This window comes from Pseudomonas sp. rhizo25 (assembly GCF_031931935.1).
GTDB lineage: Bacteria > Pseudomonadota > Gammaproteobacteria > Pseudomonadales > Pseudomonadaceae > Aquipseudomonas > Aquipseudomonas synxantha.
In genome coordinates, this window is sequence record NZ_JAUJXA010000002.1 from 655,481 (window position 1) to 670,014 (window position 14,534).

Annotated in this window: 13 protein-coding genes; 3 read left to right on the plus strand and 10 right to left on the minus strand. The window is 60.1% G+C overall.

Going from position 1 to position 14,534, the window contains the following annotated elements; translation table 11 throughout:
• Positions 1-62 precede the first annotated feature (62 nt).
• The 8 genes from QZR30_RS06655 to QZR30_RS06690 form a co-directional block, all read right to left on the minus strand.
• Positions 63-692 carry a glutathione S-transferase family protein gene (locus QZR30_RS06655; protein WP_311903070.1) on the minus strand — a complete coding sequence of 210 codons (630 nt, stop codon included), beginning with the start codon at positions 690-692 and terminating at the stop codon, positions 63-65.
• A gap of 162 nt (positions 693-854) precedes the next feature.
• The gene (locus tag QZR30_RS06660; protein ID WP_046069832.1) at positions 855-1,037 is read right to left on the minus strand and encodes a hypothetical protein; all 183 of its coding nucleotides are present in this window, start codon (positions 1,035-1,037) and stop codon (positions 855-857) included.
• Positions 1,034-2,137: a PepSY-associated TM helix domain-containing protein gene (locus tag QZR30_RS06665; protein ID WP_046069831.1), complete on the minus strand. Its 1,104-nt coding sequence runs from the start codon at positions 2,135-2,137 to the stop codon at positions 1,034-1,036. Before QZR30_RS06665 ends, QZR30_RS06660 begins: the two co-directional genes overlap by 4 nt.
• Before the next feature lie 62 nt (positions 2,138-2,199).
• Entirely contained in the window at positions 2,200-4,638 is a 2,439-nt protein-coding gene (locus tag QZR30_RS06670; RefSeq protein ID WP_311903071.1) for a TonB-dependent siderophore receptor, read from the minus strand.
• Between the two features lie 207 nt (positions 4,639-4,845).
• Positions 4,846-5,814, minus strand: a complete 969-nt coding sequence (locus QZR30_RS06675; protein WP_311903072.1) for a FecR family protein — start codon at positions 5,812-5,814, stop codon at positions 4,846-4,848.
• Positions 5,811-6,329 (minus strand): RNA polymerase sigma factor, encoded by a 519-nt coding sequence (locus QZR30_RS06680; protein WP_043049751.1) that lies wholly within the window; start codon positions 6,327-6,329, stop codon positions 5,811-5,813. The genes QZR30_RS06675 and QZR30_RS06680 overlap by 4 nt, the downstream gene beginning before the upstream one ends.
• 98 nt (positions 6,330-6,427) lie before the next feature.
• The gene (locus tag QZR30_RS06685; protein ID WP_311903073.1) at positions 6,428-7,135 is read right to left on the minus strand and encodes a 3'-5' exonuclease; all 708 of its coding nucleotides are present in this window, start codon (positions 7,133-7,135) and stop codon (positions 6,428-6,430) included.
• Positions 7,132-9,054, minus strand: coding sequence for a putative nucleotidyltransferase substrate binding domain-containing protein (locus tag QZR30_RS06690; protein ID WP_057022921.1), 1,923 nt, complete (start codon positions 9,052-9,054; stop codon positions 7,132-7,134). Before QZR30_RS06690 ends, QZR30_RS06685 begins: the two co-directional genes overlap by 4 nt.
• A gap of 244 nt (positions 9,055-9,298) precedes the next feature.
• Between QZR30_RS06690 and QZR30_RS06695 the strand changes: the two genes are divergently transcribed.
• Together QZR30_RS06695 and QZR30_RS06700 are read left to right on the plus strand one after the other, a co-directional pair.
• Complete coding sequence (locus tag QZR30_RS06695) at positions 9,299-9,745, plus strand: response regulator (protein WP_057013953.1); 447 nt, start codon at positions 9,299-9,301, stop codon at positions 9,743-9,745.
• Positions 9,746-9,873: 128 nt separating this feature from the next.
• Positions 9,874-10,302, plus strand: a complete 429-nt coding sequence (locus tag QZR30_RS06700) for a hypothetical protein (protein WP_311903074.1) — start codon at positions 9,874-9,876, stop codon at positions 10,300-10,302.
• Between the two features lie 65 nt (positions 10,303-10,367).
• On the opposite strand, the gene QZR30_RS06705 is transcribed toward QZR30_RS06700, so the two are convergent.
• Entirely contained in the window at positions 10,368-12,545 is a 2,178-nt protein-coding gene (locus QZR30_RS06705; protein ID WP_311903075.1) for a malate synthase G, read from the minus strand.
• Positions 12,546-12,812: 267 nt separating this feature from the next.
• Here QZR30_RS06705 and QZR30_RS06710 point away from each other — a divergent pair, with 267 nt between their 5' ends.
• Complete coding sequence (locus QZR30_RS06710) at positions 12,813-13,325, plus strand: glycine cleavage system protein R (protein ID WP_068965606.1); 513 nt, start codon at positions 12,813-12,815, stop codon at positions 13,323-13,325.
• Positions 13,326-13,547: 222 nt separating this feature from the next.
• On the opposite strand, the gene rarD is transcribed toward QZR30_RS06710, so the two are convergent.
• A complete protein-coding gene (gene rarD, locus QZR30_RS06715) occupies positions 13,548-14,432 on the minus strand; it encodes an EamA family transporter RarD (protein WP_046069823.1) in 885 nt (294 codons plus the stop codon).
• Positions 14,433-14,534 lie beyond the last annotated feature (102 nt).

Consider the following 14,534-nt stretch of genomic DNA (forward strand, 5'->3'; position numbering starts at 1 on the left):
TGTGCCCAATGACACGCCGCAATCGGGAGCAAGCCCCCTCCCACAGTGGACGGCGGTGAGTTTTAGATGGGCGGCTGGGTCTGCAGCATTGAAGGCCGCTGGCTGACCTCGGCGTACCAGGCGGCGAGCTTGGGGTTATCCGTGCGCCATTGCAGGTCCGGGTGGCGGAAGTCGAGGTAACCCAGGGCACAGGCCACGCTGATGGCGGCGATATCGAAGTGGCTGGCCAGTTCGGCAATGGCGTCCTGTTCCAGCTCGGCAAGGGCACGACGGATCTTGTTGCGCTGTTCATCCAGCCATTGGTCCCAATGCTTTTCCACCGGGCGCATGGCGGTCTCGTAACGCACCAGCACGGCGGCATCCATGATGCCGTCGGCCATCGAGGCCAGGGTCAGGCGCCGCCAGCGGGCCGAGCCATCTCGGGGGATCAGCGGGTTGCCGACGTGCTGGTGATCGAAGTAATCGAGGATCACCCGGCTGTCGTGCAGCACCGAACCGTCTGCCAGGCGCAGGGCCGGGATCTTGCCCACGGGGTTGCCTTGCACCACTTGGGCATCCGGGTTGACCGGTGTCGGCAGGCAAGCGTGCAGGGCCACGCGGTCCTGCTGGCCGGTCTCGCTCAGCAGCACGCGAACTTTGCGTACGAACGGCGAAGCGGGGTTGTGGAACAAGGTCATGCTGGGGGCGGACATGGGCATTTCTCGAAATGGACTGGGGCTAGCGTAGATGCTTGCGCAGTGGCTGGCGAGGGGGATTTTTGTGATCCTGAGGGCCTCATCGGGGGCAAGCCCCCTCCCACAGTGGACGGCGTTCACAAATCAAATGTGGGAGGGGGCTTGCCCCCGATAGCGCCCTCAGCCGCGCCGCTTGCCCAACGCCCAGGCGCCAATGGCAGCAGGTACGCCCAACCCCACCCAACTCAACGAATCCCACACCCCATCCCCCAGCAGCGCCGCAAACAACCCGACGGCGCTGAACAGGCCAATCCCCAGCGGTATGCCAAACACCTTCCAGAAATTCGACTGCCGCGGCTTCATACCTTGGCCGCCTTGCGCCGCACGATCCATAAGTAAATCCCGCTCACCAGTACGACGATGGTCAGCACATCCAGGACCGCCCACAGGATCTTCATCGGCATGCCGCCGTAATCACCGAAGTGCAACGGTTGGGACAGACCCATGGCGTCCATGTACCACGGTCGTTCGGCGATGGCGGTAACGGCCAGGGTGCTGGCGTCTATCAGCACTGGTGTCAGCAGATGGGAAGTCAGGTGGGTGCTGCCCTTCATGAACACGGCGTAGTGGTGTTCACTGGAAAAGCGTGTACCGGGGAAGGCGATAAAGTCCGGTTCCATATCGGGCGCGGCCTTGGCGGCAATGCTCAGCAGCTCAGTGGCTGGTGCGCGATGGGTCAGCGGCGCGGCGTTTTTGTACGGTTCGATCAGGGCGCTGAGGCTGTCCTGGCGCCAGGCGGCGATGAGCAGGTCGGCGCAGGCGCTGATCACGCCTGTCACGCCCACGACCAGCGCCCAGGTCAGGGTGACTACGCCGATCAGGTTGTGCAGGTCGAGCCAGCGCAGGCGGGTGGACTTGTTCTGGCGCACGGTGGCGAATTTCAAGCGGCGCATGAACGGCAGGTACAACACCGTGCCCGAAATAATCGCCAGCACAAACAGAATACCCATGAATGCCAGCAGCAACTTGCCCGGCAGGCCGGCGAACATATCCACATGCAGGCGCAGCAGGAACAGGGTCAGCCCGCCGTTCGCCGATGGTGTTTCCATTGCCTCGCCGGTGCGGGCGTCGAGCATGAAGGTATGGGATGCGTTCGGCTCAGTGCCCGCTGTGGCGGCCATGATTGCGATCACACCGTTCTTGTCGTCCTCATCCCAAGCCAGGTATTGCAAAGCCTCGCCGGGGCGATGGGCCTGGGCTTTAGTCACCAACTGCTCAAGGTTGAGCTGCGGTGTATTGGCGGGCATCTGCGCCAACTCGGGCTCGTTGCCCAGCAGATGGTCGATCTCATGGTGGAACACCAGCGGCAGGCCAGTGAGGGCGAGCAGCAGCAGGAATACGGTGCAGATCAGGCTGGTCCAGGTGTGGATGAAGGACCAGCGGCGGATGGTTTTGCTTTTCATCACGGCTCCAAGGCAAAAGGGCCGCAGTTCAGGCGGCCCTTCATAAGCGGTTTTTCACCGTCTTAGAATTTGTAGTTCACGCTGGCAACCACGTTGCGCTGGTCACCGTAGTAGCAATAGAAACCGTCGCAGGTGGACAGGTAGTCCTTGTTGAAGATGTTCTTGGCGTCCACGGCCACTGTGACACCCTTCATGGCGCTGTTCACACGGCCTAGGTCGTAGTGCACCGAGGCGTCGTAGACAGTGTAGGAACCTACATGGCCGAGTTCGGTGTTGGCGGCGTTGCCGTAGGTATCGCCAACGTAGCGCACGCCTGCACCTACGCCGAAGCCGTCCAGTAACCCACTGCGCCACGTATAATCGGCCCATCCTGTCGCCTGGTTGCGTGGTAACTGGTTCATGCGATTGCCTTCTTCCCCGGTCGCGCCCTTGGTGATCTCGCTATCGTTATAGGTGTAGGAGCCTACCAGTTTGAGGCTGTCGGTGACGTCGGCGCTGGCTTCCAATTCCAGACCGCGATTGCGCACTTCACCGATCTGGCGCGTGATGCTGCCCTCAGTCACCGTGGAGTTCTTTTGGGTCAGGTCAAATACCGCCGCTGTAAACAAAGCCTTTGTGCCCGGTGGCTGGTACTTGATCCCTGCTTCGTACTGTTTGCCTTCAGTCGGCTTGAAAGCCCCGGTGCTGGCCACTTGTGTACCGGTACCCGCTTGGAACGATTCGGCATAGGACAGGTACGGTGTGATGCCGTTATCGAACACATAACTCAGCGCGGCATTTGCGCTGAAATGCTTGTCGCGTTGTGTGTTGGTGACGTCGCTCAGGTTATGGAAAGTCGTGCCGGTGTGTACCCAGTCTTCCCGTCCGCCAAGCGTCAGTCGCCAGTTGTTCAGTGCCATCTGGTCTTGGACATATAGGCCGGTCTGTTGGGTCTTCTGGGTGTAGTCATACATGGTGAAGTACTGGACATTGGAGAAGTCCTGTCCATACACCGGGCGGTTGAAATTGATGGTTGGCACGCCGGTCGAACCCCAGTCCCAGCGCGCATTGCTGGTGGAGCGCTGATGGTCCAGGCCTAGCAGCAGTGTGTGGTTCACGGCGCCAGTGTTGAAGTCGGCCTGCAAGTTATTGTCGACCGCGAACTGACTGATGTCCTCATCGACCTTGCCGGCTGAACGACGCACGTTGCCGTCAGCGTCAACTGCGGTTTCCGGGCCATTGGGGAAGAACGCACCACCGGCGGTCAGGCCCTGGAACGACAAGTCGTTCTTGGTATAGCGCAGGTTTTGGTGGAACTGCCAAGTGTCGTTCAGGCGCGTTTCAAATGCATAGCCCAGTGCGTAGTAAGTGCGGTCATAGAATTCCCAGTCTGGATCGCCCAGGTTCTTATGATGGGAAATCTTGCCGGCTGGCGAACTCAATTTGGTGCCCTGCAATGGCAGGAACTGACCGGTGATACCGGTATCATCGCGGGTGAACTGGGTGAGTAACGTCAGCTTGGTGTCGTCGTTGATATTCCACGTGAGGCTGGGGGCAACGTTGTATCGCTTATCGGGGATGTGGTCCACCGCGGTATTACTGTCGCGCACCACGCCGCTGATTCGGTAGAGGAACTGGCCTTCGTCGTCGATTTTGCCGGTGCTATCGAAGTTGAACTGCTTGTGGTTATTGCTGCCGGCCTGCACTTCAATTTCGTTTGAGCTTTCGGCCTGGGGGCGGCGGCTGACCATATCCAGCAGGCCGCCGGGTGGCGTTTGCCCGTAGACCGACGACGCCGGGCCTCGCAGTACCGCGATGCGTTCCAGATTCCAAGTGTCGATTTTTGGCGTTGCGTAGTTACCTTTGGGCAATGGCAGGCCATCGAGGAATTGGGTCGGGACAAAACCGCGTACCAACAACCAGTCACTGCGCGAGTCGGAGCCATAGCCACTGCTCTGTACGCCTGCGGTGTAGCGAAGGGCGTCGTTGAGGTTGAGAACGGAGCGGTCTTCCATTTGCTGGCGGGTAATGACCGTGACGGAACGGGGCAGCTCGGCGATAGGGGTATCAGTCTTTGTGCCCGCTGCTGTGCGAGTAGCGACATAACCTTCCACCGGCCCCCAAGCGCTCTCATAGCTGCCCTGGCCGGTGATATTGGTAATCGGCAAGGCGACGACGCCTTCCGGAACCGGCACCAAGGTGTAAGTGCCCGCACTGCTTTGTTCCAACTGCAAGCCAGTACCGCGCAACGCTTCACGCAACGCGCCCTGCGCATCGAACTGGCCCTTGACCGGGGCCGAGGTCTTGCCGGCGGCGAGTGTCGGGTTGAGGGTCAGTGCCAGGCCGGCCTGGCTGGCGATCTGGTTCAGGGTGGCGGCCAATGGCGCGGCCGGCAGGTTGTAGGCACGCGTGCTGGAGGCTTGTTCAGCAGCGGCCAGTGCGGTGCTGGTCAGCGGGGTGCCGAGGACGATGGCCAGGGCTAACAGGCTGGGGCGCAACAAGGTGTCTAGCGTGCGGGACATAGGGCGGCTCCTGAATGGAAATATTTCTCAATTGCCTAGGTGCCGAACGAGAAGCGGAAAGTGATAGGGCCGGGCGAAACTATTTTTTTGGCGGTGTGTTTCAGGGCCTCATCGGGAGCAGGCCCCTCCCACATTTTGGATATGTGAATACCGTCCAATGTGGGAGGGGGCTTGCTCCCGATGGCGATTGCCCGGTCACCACAGAATCTAAGGCTTGGCAGCTACGGTCACCCACCACGGCGTGTGCTGCTCGATCTGCACGGGCAAGGTCGGCAGCAGCGCGTTCAACGCCAGGGTAGTGTCGTGCAACGGGAAGCTGCCGGTGATACGCAGCTCGGCCACGTCGTTATCCACACCCAGGTAGCCGGCGCGGTAGCGACTCAGTTCATTGACCACATCCCCCAGGCGGGCGTTGTCGACCACCAGCATGCCACGGGTCCAGGCATCGGAGGCCGGGGTGACAGCCAATGTCTGGCCCAGGCCGTCGCTGCGCATCAGCACTTGCTGGCCGGCCTCGAACACCTGTTCCTGATGCAGCGCCTCAGGTTGGGCAGCCACCGCAGACTGCAATACGCTCAGGCGCGTGGCCTCGTCTTCGCGCTTGACGATAAACCGCGTGCCCAGCGCTCGCAGGCTGCCGTCGCGGGTTTGCACATAGAAAGGCCGTGCATCGTCGTGGCCGGTTTCGACGAGGATTTCGCCTTCCTGCAACACAATCAACCGGCGTTTTTCATCGAAGCGCACATCAATGGCGCTATGGGTGTTGAGGTTGATCTGCGTGCCGTCTGCCAGTTTCAGTGTGCGTTGCTCGCCGGTGGCGGTGCGCTGGTCGGCCAGCCAATAGTGGATCGGCACGTACCGCTCGCCGGCAAACAGCGCCAGGCCGCACACCAGCACGATGCTCGCCAGGCCACGGCCCAGCTTGCGCACGCGTTGGCGAATGCCTTGGCGCGATTGCAGCAACGCCGCCCGCGCCGGGCCCGAGGCCACGCTGAAACGTTGGTCGAGCATGCCCAGTTGGCGCCAGGCGCGGGCATGCTCCTCATCGCTGGCCAGCCATTTGGCGAATTCTTCCTGTTCCACCGCGCTGCCGTCGCCCGAGTCGAGGGACAGTTGCCAGGCAATCGCGGCATCCAGCACCCGCGCTGACACCGGTTTGGCACTGACGGCGGTCACGACGGCTCGCCGTACAGCGCGATGTAGCACTGCCGAATGCCCTGGGCAAGGTACTGGCGCACGCGGGGTACCGACACACCGAGACGCCGGGCGATTTCTGCATGGCCCAGGCCGTCGAGGCGGTTATAGAGGAAAGCGGCGCGAGCCTTGCTCGACAGCCTGCCGAGCAGACGGTCGATGGCCTTGAGGTCTTCGAGGATCAGGTGCTGCTCTTGCGGCGAAGGGTGTTCGCTTTCCGGGATCAGCATCAATTCGGTGAGGTAGGCCTGTTCCAGGGCGGCGCGGCGGAAGTAGTCGAACAGCAAGCCCTTGGCAATCGCCACCAGGAACGCGCGGGGTTCGCGGGGTTCGCGCAGCTCATCCCGGCCCAGCAGGCGCATGAAGGTGTCCTGGCTCAGGTCTTCGGCGCGGCTTGGACATGCCACATTGCGCCGCAGCCAGGCCAGCAGCCAGCCGCGATGGTCGCGATACAACGCGCCAACAAGCTCACTGTGTGGGGTCTGAACCGACGACACGGCATCACCGAATAAATAAGGGGCTTTAACTAACGAGAATTATTCGCGATTGTGTCAGAGGCGTGAGGTGGGTGCAATTGGCGTCTGTCGGGATGCCATTAAAAGGATGGCGCTTGTTGACGGCGTTTCCATTGGGCCAAACGCTCTTGCAGGGCATGGGGCGTGTCGATCTGCTGCTGCCGGGCACGGCTGAACAGGATCAGCATCAGCTCCGCCGTAGCCAGTGCATCGGCGCTGGCGTGATGGCGTTCGCATGCCTGAAGCTTGAAGTGGTTGAGCCAGTCGTCCAGGCCGGCTTCGCGCAGCGTGACGTCCGGGCACAACAGAGGAGCCAGGTCGGCTACATCCAGAACGGGATGGGCCAGTCGATAATCCAGGCTGTCCTTGAGCGCCCGGCCCAGCATGTGTTGATCGAAGGGCGCGTGGAAGGCCAGTAGCGGGCTGTCGCCAACAAACGTCATGAAATCCAGCAGCGCTTCGGCCGGGTCGCTGCCGGCAGCGATCGCGCTGGGGCCGAGCCCGTGGATCAACACGCTGGGGCTGAGTTTGGTGTCGGTGCGTTGCAGGGTGCGTTCAAACAGTTGGGAAAAATCCACTGCACCATCCTCGATGACCACGGCGCCGATGGACAGTACCTGGTCACGGTTAAGGTTCAGGCCGCTGGTCTCCAGGTCCACCACCACCCAGCGCTGGCTGCGCAACGAGCCGTCGCCCAAGGCGCGAGGCTTGGGTAATTGCGCCAGGCGCTGCTGCTGCGCCGCATCCAGGCCAGGTTTTTTCTTATGCCACCAACTGAACAGGCTCACAGTTGATACCGCAAGGTCAGGCTGCTTTGCAGGCGCTGGGCCTGGCGCAGGGCTTCACGCAGGATGCGCCGGTCCAGATGGTTGAGGCTGTCGGGGTCGACGCGGTTGGAATAGGGCAGGTTTTCACGGGTCTGCAATTGGTGCTGCTGCATACGGGTCTGCTGGATAAAGTGGTAGGCCTCTTCATAGGCGGCACCATCCAGCGGTTCGATCACTTGCTTGGCCACCAACTGGCGCAGGCGTTCCAGGGTGTTGTTGGCGTGGATACCATTGGCCAGTGCCAGCAGGCGTGCACCGTCCACGAATGGTGTAAGGCCCTGCACCTTGAGATCCAGGGTAGCCTTCTCGCCGCCTTTGCGCGTCAGCACGAACTCGCGCAAACGCCCTACCGGCGGGCGCTGGCGCAGCGCGTTTTCGGCCAACATGCGCTGGAACAAGCGGTTATCCGCCACCTGATCGAGAATGCCCTGGCGCAGTTGCTCGCAGCCGCGCTCATCGCCCCACACCGCGCGCAAATCAAAATAGATGCTCGATCCCAGCAGGTTTTCCGGTGTTGCTTCACGGATAAACGCGCCGAAGCGCCGCGCCCACTCCACTCGCGACAAACACAGCTCGGGGTTGCCGGCCATGATATTACCCTTGCACAGGCTGAAACCGCACAGCGCCAGGCTCTGGTTGATGTGCTGCGCCAGGGGCAGCAAGCGGCCACGGATCTCGGCGGCTTCGACAGCGTCCTTGGCCTCGAACAGGATGCCGTTGTCCTGGTCGGTGTACAGCGTTTGCTCGCGGCGGCCCTCGCTGCCGAAACACAACCAACTGAACGGCACACCGGGGTCGCCTTTTTCCGCGAGGGTCAATTCGATCACGCGACACACGGTGTGGTCGTTGAGCAGCGTAATGATGTGGGTGATCTGGGTGGACGACGCTCCATGGGCGAGCATGCGCTCCACCAACTGGCCGATTTCACCACGAATTGCCACCAGGTTTTCCACTCGTGGTGCGTTGCGGATGGTACGGGCCAGGTGCACCAGGTCCACACGTTGCAAGGAGAACAGGTCACGCTCGGATACCACGCCACATAGGCGCTGGTCTTTGACCAGGCACACGTGGGCGATATGCCGTTCGGTCATGGCGATGGCCGCGTCGAAAGCGCTGTGGTCCGGGCTCAAGGAAAACGGCCCCTGGGTCATATGAGCTTCAATGCCCTGGCTGAAATCGCTGGTGCCATCGGCCACCACCTGGCGCAGATCACGCAGGGTAAAAATGCCCAGGGGCGCCTTGTGCGGGTCGACGATCACAATGCTGCCGACCTGCTGTTCGTGCATCAAGGTCACCGCTTCACACAGCGGCGTGTGCGGGCTGCAGGTGACCGGGTGGCGCATGGCCAATTCGCCCAATCGAGTGTTCAGCGAGTATTGGGTGCCGAGGGTTTCCACGGCTTTTTGCTGTACCTGCTGGTTGACCTGGTCGAGCAGGCTGCTGACACCGCGCAGGGCGAAATCACGAAAGGGGCTGGAAAGCGCGAACAGCTTGATAAAGGCCGGCTTGTTCAGTTGCAGGCAGAAGGTATCTTCGGCGGCCTTGTGTTCGGTACGGGTGGCGCGTTCACCCAGCAACGCAGCAAGGGGGAAACACTCGCCGGTGGTGATTTCAAAGGTAGTTTCTTGCGAGTCAGGCCGTTCGCCGACCACTCGGCCCTGCTTGACGATATAGAAGTGTTCGACCGGGCCGCCCGATGGCTTGAGGATACTGTCGCCGGGTCCGTAGAAGCGCAGTTGGCACTGTTCCACCAGAAACGCCAGGTGCGCCTGCTCCATCTGGTTGAATGGCGGGAAGCGTTGCAGGAATTGCAGGGTGCCGTGGATGTTCTGCAACACCGCAGTTTTTCCTGCCTGTGCGAATGCATCAGCTTTACTCATAACAGTGACCGCAGTTTTTGTCGTTATCGTGCTGCATGGTCGACGCCTGCACGGCGGGTGCCCATTGGACGTAAGTCTAGGTTGATGAAAACCGCACAAAACTAGGGAAAAACCTTACATGACTATCGTCCGAAACCCGTAGAACGCCCACTAGGCAAACTTTCCGACGAAGTGCACATTGTTCGCCCTTCCGACGATGTCTGACATCTGTGCTGGGAGATTGATGAGAATTGCTGAGAAACGTATGTCCGACCACGATATTTTGAGTGATGCCGAGCGCGAGGCGCTGAGCGCCGTGATGCTGGAGCCTGATTTACCGCCACAACGCGTGTTGATCGTGGACGACGACAAGGATGCGCGTGAACTGCTGGCGGAGATCCTGGGGCTGGACGGTATTCGCTGCATGACCGCCGACAGTGGTGAGAAAGCGTGGGATTTGTTGAAGTCCAGCAGCTCCATCGGTTTGCTGATCACTGACCTGCGCATGCAGCCCAGCAACGGCCTGGAGTTGATTCGCCAGGTGCGTGAGTCGACCCGGGCGGCGCTGCCGATCATCATCATGTCGGGTGACGCCGAAGCGCCGGATGTGATCGATGCGATGCATTTGAGCGTGGTGGATTTCTTGCTCAAGCCGATTGATAGCGTGAAGTTGGCGAAGTTGGTCAAGCGGGAGTTGGGAATGGTGCAATAACTACCGCTTATCTTTTCCTTGTTTGAACTGTCAATTCTCACAGTAGGCAAGCAGCTGGCCAGCGGGTCTACTGCACTGGAGAGTTCTGGTCGTCAGCCGGGACCTTATACCCTCCAAAGGAGCTTGTTATGCCTATTCAAACGTCTACTGAACAAGCCGCTAGCGACAACGCAAATATTCTAATTCTCAGGGATGGAAAGGCGCGCTTTTTAAAATCTTCTAATGTAGGAGCAAGCTTGAGACATTTTGTGGTCATCATGGAAGGCGCCGGGTCGTTGACAGCTCAGTATGGGAACACACTGTTTCCGCGGGACGAACCCTACGAGTTCGACTTTCCACGGGATGAAGATAAGCATCGAGGAAACATTGATTATAGAGACGAAAATGGCGTTTACTTTATAAGGCCGACGTCTGGAAAGTTTTTTGTTGTTTCCAAAGACGCAGGTTCGCCAGATACGTATATAAATTATATTAACTACGTGAATTTGAAATTTGAATATGAAGGACAAGAACTCACGATTAACGGCACAGGTGAAGCCACTTTTGTTTTTAATTGATAGCCCTCCTAATAAGAACAAAGCCCTGATCTCACGAACAGGGCTTTCTTCCTTTCAGCGTTTACTCAACGCCCATTCTTAGCCTTGAACTCCCGACGCCTGCGGTGCAACACCGGCTCGGTATACCCATTAGGCTGCTTGGTCCCCTCAATCACCAACTCCACCGCCGCCTGGAACGCGATGTTGCTGTCGAAATCCGGAGCCAGTGGGCGGTACAACGCGTCCCCGGCATTCTGGCGGTCCACCACCGGCGCCATGCGCTTGAGGCTTTCCATCACCTGGGCTTCATTGACAATGCCGTGACGCAACCAGTTGGCGATGTGCTGGCTGGAGATACGCAGGGTGGCACGGTCTTCCATCAGCCCGATGTCGTTGATATCCGGCACTTTCGAACAGCCAACGCCCTGGTCGATCCAACGGACCACATAGCCAAGGATGCCCTGGGCATTGTTGTCCAGTTCGTTGCGGATCTCCTCTTCAGACCAATCCGTGTTGCTGGCCAGCGGAATGGTGAGGATGTCGTCCACCGACGCACGTTCGCGCTTGGCCAGTTCGGCCTGACGGGCGAACACATCGACCTTGTGATAGTGCAGCGCATGCAGCGCCGCGGCGGTTGGTGACGGCACCCAGGCGGTGTTGGCGCCGGCCAGTGGGTGGGCGATTTTCTGTTCGAGCATCGCTGCCATGAGGTCGGGCATCGCCCACATGCCTTTACCAATCTGTGCACGACCTTGCAGGCCCGTGCTCAAGCCGATATCGACGTTCCAGTTCTCATAGGCGCCGATCCACTTCTCTGCCTTCATGGCTGCCTTGCGCACCATCGCGCCGGCTTCCATGGAGGTGTGGATTTCATCGCCGGTGCGGTCGAGGAAGCCGGTGTTGATAAACACCACGCGCTCGCTGGCCGCCTTGATACAGGCCTTGAGGTTGACCGTGGTGCGGCGCTCCTCGTCCATGATCCCGACTTTGAGGGTGTTGCGTGGCAGGTTCAGCACGTCTTCGATGCGACCGAACATTTCGTTGGTGAACGCGGCTTCTTCCGGGCCGTGCATCTTCGGCTTGACGATGTACACCGAGCCGGTACGGCTGTTCTTGCGCGTGTTGTTGCCATTGAGGCTGTGGATCGCCGCCAGGCTGGTGAGCAGGCCGTCGAGAATGCCTTCCGGCACTTCGTTGCCGTCTTTGTCGAGGATCGCGTCGATGGTCATCAGGTGGCCAACGTTGCGCACGAACAGCAGCGAACGGCCGTGCAAGGTCACGTCCTGGCCATCCACCCCGGTGTACACGCGATCAGGGTTCATGGTGCGGGTGAAGGTCTTGCCGCCCTTGGCGACTTCTTCGGCCAGGTCGCCCTTCATCAGGCCGAGCCAGTTACGGTAGATCACCACCTTGTCATCGGCATCCACGGCGGCGACGGAGTCTTCGCAGTCCATGATGGTGGTCAGCGCGGCTTCCATCAGCACGTCTTTGACGCCGGCCGCATCGGTCTGGCCGACTGGGGTGCTGGCGTCGATCTGGATCTCGAAGTGCAGGCCGTTGTGCTTGAGCAGGATCGCAATCGGCTCGGCCGCCGGGCCCTGGAAGCCGATCAATTGCGCATCGTCGCGCAGGCCGCTGTTACTGCCGCCCTTGAGGCTGACGATCAGCTTGCCATCGGCGATCTTGTAGCCGGTGGAGTCAACGTGGCTGCCGGCGCTGAGCGGCGCGGCTTCGTCGAGGAACGCACGGGCGAAGGCGATGACCTTGTCGCCACGCACTTTGTTGTAGCTCTTGCCCTTCTCTGCGCCATCGGCTTCGCTGATGGCGTCGGTGCCATACAAGGCGTCGTACAGCGAACCCCAGCGCGCATTCGAAGCGTTCAGAGCGAAGCGGGCATTCATCACCGGCACTACCAGCTGGGGGCCGGCCATGTGCGCGATTTCGTCGTCGACGTTTTGGGTCGAGGCCTGGAAGTCTGCGGCTTCTGGCAGCAGGTATCCGATGTCTTGCAGGAAGGCTTTGTAGGCCACCGGGTCATGCGCCTGGCCCGCGTGGGTCTGGTGCCAGGTATCGATCCGCGCCTGGAAATCGTCGCGTTTGGCGAGTAGGGCTTTGTTCTTCGGTGCCAGGTCGTGGATAACCTTGTCGGCACCGGCCCAGAACTGGTCGGCAGTGATGCCTGTACCGGGAATGGCTTCGTTGTTCACGAAGTCGAACAGGACTTTGGCGACCTGCAGGCCACCGACTTGAACGTGTTCAGTCATTGCTTGCCTCACTCTGCGGAGCTTATGCGCTTTTTCAGATTTTCATTATGTAGTGCACGGTTGCGCATACTACATGATGACTTGCGGTTGTGAAAATTAGACTAAATACGTCGTTTAGCGACCCACTTTGGTCGTACGGTCACAGCGGAGAACCAGATGTTCTCAAAAAACTATTGGATTGTTCCAGATAAATATAAAAATAGTACACGATTTGTTTTCGAGGGCTCCCGGGTCCACCTTGTAGATTGAATTCCAGAGGGCGTTGCCATGGACCATCTTGTACTCACAATTATCGCTGCCGACAAACCCGGACTGGTGGAACGCATCGCCCAGACCATTGCCGCCCACGGCGGTAACTGGCTGGAAAGCCGCATGGCTCATATGGCGGGGCAGTTTGCCGGGATCCTGCGGGTCAGCGTGCCGGCCGAGCAGCGTCAAGCGTTGGTGGGCGCGTTGGAGGATTTATCCACGCATGGCATACGTGCGCTGGTGGGCGAGGGCAGCACCGGGCAAGCGTCGGTGTCCAAGTCGATTGTGATGACGCTGGTGGGCAATGACCGCTCGGGCATCGTGCGCGAGATCACCGCGCTGTTGAGCCAGCAGGGCGTCAATCTGGAACGCCTGAGTACCGATGTGCGCCCGGCACCCATGAGCGGTGATCCGCTGTTTAACGCCGAGGCGTTGTTGCAGGTGCCAGCGAGCCTGTCGTTGGAGTCCTTGCAAGCGTCGCTGGAAACCTTGGCCGATGACTTGATGGTGGAGTTGCGTCAAGAGGAGTAACGACCCACAGGGTTATGCATGGAAATCTTGCATGGGCCTGTGGATAACCTGTAGAGACCCGGCGCCAGCCCACGCCGGCCTTGCTTCTCCGTAAGTTGAGCAAAAAACGAGCAGTTTCAATGACTTGTGCACACATGGCGGGGATCAGGTTGTGGATAACCTTGGGGTGGAACGCTGCAAGCCACGAAAACCGTGGCTTGCAGAGATTTGTACGTTATTTGATCAGCGTTTGCGCACGCTCAGCCAGGCATCCAGGCTGTACACCACCAGGCCGGCCCAGATAAAGGCGAATGCCATCAGTGTGGCCGGCGCCAAGTGTTCGCCGAACAGCAATACGGCTTCCAGCAGCACCAGGGTCGGCGCGACGTATTGTAAAAAGCCCAGTGCGGTGTAGGGCAAATGCCGAGCGGCGGCGTTGAAGCACACCAGTGGGATCAACGTGACCGGGCCTGCGGCCACCAGCCACCAGGCTTCGGAGGTACTCCAGAATTCCAGTTGCGCACTGTGGGCCGACGGGTTGAACAGCAGCCAGGCCACGGCAATTGGCACCAGCATCCAGGTCTCCACCACCAGCCCCGGCAGTGCCTTGACCGGCGCTTGCTTTCGAATCAGGCCATAGAAACCGAAGGTCAACGCCAGCACCAGCGACACCCACGGCAAGCTGCCGACCTGCCAGACCTGCTGCGCCACGCCCACCGCTGCCAGGCCCACCGCTATCCATTGCAGGCGCCGCAGGCGTTCACCAAGGATCAGCATGCCCAGCAGTACATTCACCAGCGGGTTGATGTAGTAACCCAGGCTGGCCTCGAGCATACGCCCGCTGTTCACCGACCATACGTAGGTCAGCCAGTTAGCCGCAATCAACGAACCGCTGAGGGCCAGGATCGCCAGGCGCTTGGGGTTGTCGCGCAACTCGCGGAACCAGCCGGGATGTTTCCACACCATCAGCAGCAAACCGCCGAACAGCGCCGACCACAACACGCGGTGCACGATGATCTCGGCAGCGGGGACGCTGGCGATGGCTTTGAAGTAAAGCGGGAACAGGCCCCAGATGACGTAGGCGCTCAGGCCCAGGATGTACCCTTTGCGAGGGTTGGCGGCTTGCATTGCAGAATCCTTGCTTAGGCAGCTAACAAAGCGCGATTGTAAGGATATTTGTGCAGCAGTGGGACCCGCTTCGCTTTATGTGGGAGGGAGCAAGCCCCCTCC